This is a genomic window from Arthrobacter sp. NQ7 (assembly GCF_029581595.2).
Taxonomy (GTDB): Bacteria; Actinomycetota; Actinomycetes; order Actinomycetales; family Micrococcaceae; genus Arthrobacter; species Arthrobacter phenanthrenivorans_B.
The window spans coordinates 1-3,203 of the sequence record NZ_JARFXU020000050.1; the positions used below are offsets into that span (position 1 = coordinate 1).

Below are 3,203 nucleotides of genomic sequence, written 5' to 3' on the forward strand. Positions count from 1 at the left end.
AGGTGGCGAAGTAGTGGTCGAACGACACGTTTTCCTGGAAGAGGACGACAACGTGTTTGATCGGCGTCGCGGTGCCGTCCGTGGTGTTGCCGGCGGTGGCCGGTGTGGCGCCGAAGCCGACCAGCCCGGCGGTCAGAGCTGAAGCGGCGAGGGCTGCTGCGCCGGTGGCGGTGACAACTCTTTTTCGAGTGAGGGGTGCCATTGAAGGCATGGGGTATCCAATCGTTTCAGATGGGGTTGGTGCCGCGGGGAGCGGCAGGTTTTGAGGGGGGGGGTGTTACTTGGCGGGGACGACGTCCGCTTCGTAGGTGATGATCTCGGTACCGTTGCCTTCATCGCCGTTGTCCGGGGCGACCTTCATAGTGAGGTGGTTGCCGTCGGCCGTCATCTTGAACGGGTTGCGGGTGGCGACGTGCCCGGCCGTTGACCACTTCTGGAACGGGACATCGCGGGTCACCTCGTGAGACTTCAGGTCGATCATCGCCATACCGCCCAGTTCATAGGTGGCGGAGGTGCCGCCGGCCGCCGGAGTCTGCGGAAGGTTGGTTACCCCCGCGCAAAGCATCTTGGCGTTGGGCACGTACTGGCAGTCCTGATAGTCGATGAAGTAATTCGGGTTCTCCCAGGTCGACAGTTCCTTGCCCTGAAGGTCCCATTCCGCGAACCGGCGCGAGCCCCAGGTGTTGCCCACCAGGTGTCCGGTCTGCTTGTCCAGGACGATGCCGCCGAAGTGGTCTTTGACCTCGAACTGCTTGTGGACGTCCAGGCTCGTGGCATCGACCTTGTAGATGATGGCGCTGCTGTTCGGCCGGTACTGTGCGACGGGAACCCACATATTGGTGCCGTCGAAGTCAATGCCGCCGGGGTGGTACATGTCGCCCTCGCCCAGGATGATGTCCTTCTGTAGGTTGCCGGCCTTGTCCATGACGAACAGGTGCCCGATGCCCTTGCCCGGGGTGCGGTCGTAACCGTCCTGCGGGGTGGGGTATTTGACCGTGGGCTCGGTGATCTGGACGGCCGAGAGGAAGATGTGGTCCTGGCTGTAGGCGATCCCCTCAGTGTGATAAGTCGGGAAGTTCAGCTTCAGCTTGGACGTTTGCTGCCAAGCAGTGTTCCGGTCGACGTAATTGAACGCGTCGGCCAGAGCGGTGTCGGTTTCGTGATGGGTTCCGGATCCTGCGGGGCTTGTGCCCTTGCCCGGGTCATCCGCCTGTGCTGCCGTGGTGCCGCCGATTGCAGCGGCGGCAAGGATCAGTGACGCGGCCGTTGTAAGGACGCGTCGGGTAGCTGTAGAGCGCATTGGGGGCCTCTTAAGGTTGGGGTCTCAACAGGAGCTCTCAAGTTACTAAGGGGTAATTAACCGGAAGTAGCGCGATGGTGAACAGGACTGGTCCGAACGCTGCGGGGGACGGTTGTCGCTGTATGCATCACTCAATAACCAAGGTGGCGGGTAGTAAGGGCACCCGGTCGAAGAGCAGCTCCGGACATGGGAAAGGGTGCGCCCCGTTCGCTGAGCGCACCCTTTTCGTTCCCATTCCCCAAGCCGATCCCCTTCGGCTGCACCGATAATAAGCGGGCTGATATTTCGGTTGGCAAGACTTTCCGTGCGGCCCGTCAAGAGTTACTAACCCGGAAGCAGTCAGGTCCAGAAGTCGTCCGCCTTAGCTGGGTCCTCATGCATCTCGAAAACCTCAGTCAATTTGCCGCCGGAGACGCTGCACACCAGGACCGACCGTTCGTTGATCGATTTGCCGTCACGCTCCGCGTAATAGGTGTGAACTCCGACCGTGTACCTGTCCCCGACGGTCACGTCCTCAAGAGTGACCTTGAGCGACCCGTTGGTGCCGGACATCAGCTCCCCGAAATAGGCCAGGATCGCGTCCCTGCCCTTTTTGTCCCCTGCCATGGGACCGCTTCCGCCGACATGCCACACCGAATCCTCGGTGTACTGCTCCATGAGCTTGTCCATGTCACCTGCAATGAACGCTTCGTAGCCGCGCCGGACCACCGCCGCGTTTTCCTCTGATCCCATCTCCCACACCTCTGTCATCCTTCGTCGGGATCTTGCGAGGAAAGATTAGGCCTGGGCTGTTCACCAGTCGAGGGGGAGTGGCCCCCTATATCTCCCCTTTTTCCGGATCCAATCCAAAAATCCCGGGTGGTAGGGGCGGGAAGTGGAGGAGCACAGAAAAGGCGCACCCCACTGCTGGAATGCGCCCTTCCCATTATTCGTCCCCTATATCTGCCCCTTTATGCGGCACCCCGGGCCGGGTAGTCGTGCTCCTGGGCGTACTTCACCCCGGCGATCACGTCATCCAGGGACGGACGGCCGAAGGGCATGGTGGCAGTGCTGGACCAGAACAGCGTGCGGTCCTCGTCGAGGATGAAGATGCCTGGTTCGTTGAATAGGTCCGGCTCGCCGTCCTTGATCGCGTGGGAGAGGTTAAGGCCCCAGACCCTAGCAGCTTCTTCTCCAAGTCCGTAGGCGACCGGGAGATTGGCCAGGTGCCACTGATCCACGATCCGGGTGCTCCGTTCAAGCGTTTCCATGCTGACAGCGACCACCTGACCTATGCCGACTGCTTTCAGGTCCTCGATCCGCTTGTCGATCTCGGCCAGCTGCTTGCGGCAGATCGGGCAGTGCAAGCCCCGGTAAAAGACGACCAGGCTGAACCGGCCGCCGTCCCCGGTGCCCAGCTTCAGATCGTCGGTGGTTCCCCCGCCGACCAATGGCAGGCCAAGATCGGGGACTTGTTGCGTCGGTATAAGCGTCATGTTGCTCCTCAGATAGAAGTGACGGGCCAAGGCTTATGCGGATTGTTCAAGTTCCCAGTCTTTGACGTCGGCGATCGGCGCGAACACGCTGCCGTCGAGTTCGTCCAGGCTGTCGTTGCTGCGGGCCCGCTTGGGCCAGTCGCGGGTGGCCAGTGCTGCCTTGCCCAGGGCGATGACGTCGGCGTGCCCTTCAGCGATCAGGGCGGCGGCGGCTTCCGGTTCGTCGAGGCTGCCGTTGGCAATGACCGTTAAACCGGTGTGCTGCTTGGCCAGAGCGGCGAGGGAGTCGCCTTCCTCGCCAAAGGCCGGGGCGTCGGCCCGGTATTCGGTGGTGTGGATGTAGTCGATCCCGGTCGTCGCCAAGGCTGTGAAGATGGCCTCGGCTTCTGCGGGCCCGCCGGCCCATTTGTGCGTGTAGTCGCTGACCT

The 3,203-nt window shown here is 61.8% G+C and carries 4 protein-coding genes and 1 pseudogene; all 5 read right to left on the reverse strand.

Going from position 1 to position 3,203, the window contains the following annotated elements; translation table 11 throughout:
* Window positions 1–211: pseudogene (locus PUN71_RS22915) on the reverse strand (phospholipase); the annotation flags it as partial.
* 66 nt (window positions 212–277) lie between these two features.
* Entirely contained in the window at window positions 278–1,300 is a 1,023-nt protein-coding gene (locus PUN71_RS22920; protein WP_277800286.1) for a DUF6454 family protein, read from the reverse strand.
* 339 nt (window positions 1,301–1,639) lie between these two features.
* Window positions 1,640–2,032: a nuclear transport factor 2 family protein gene (locus tag PUN71_RS22925; protein WP_277800287.1), complete on the reverse strand. Its 393-nt coding sequence runs from the start codon at window positions 2,030–2,032 to the stop codon at window positions 1,640–1,642.
* A 218-nt stretch (window positions 2,033–2,250) separates the two neighbouring features.
* Window positions 2,251–2,775: a redoxin domain-containing protein gene (locus PUN71_RS22930; RefSeq protein ID WP_277800288.1), complete on the reverse strand. Its 525-nt coding sequence runs from the start codon at window positions 2,773–2,775 to the stop codon at window positions 2,251–2,253.
* Window positions 2,776–2,808: 33 nt separating this feature from the next.
* The coding region (locus PUN71_RS22935) for an oxidoreductase (RefSeq protein WP_502861371.1) at window positions 2,809–3,203 on the reverse strand (395 nt) is incomplete at its 5' end.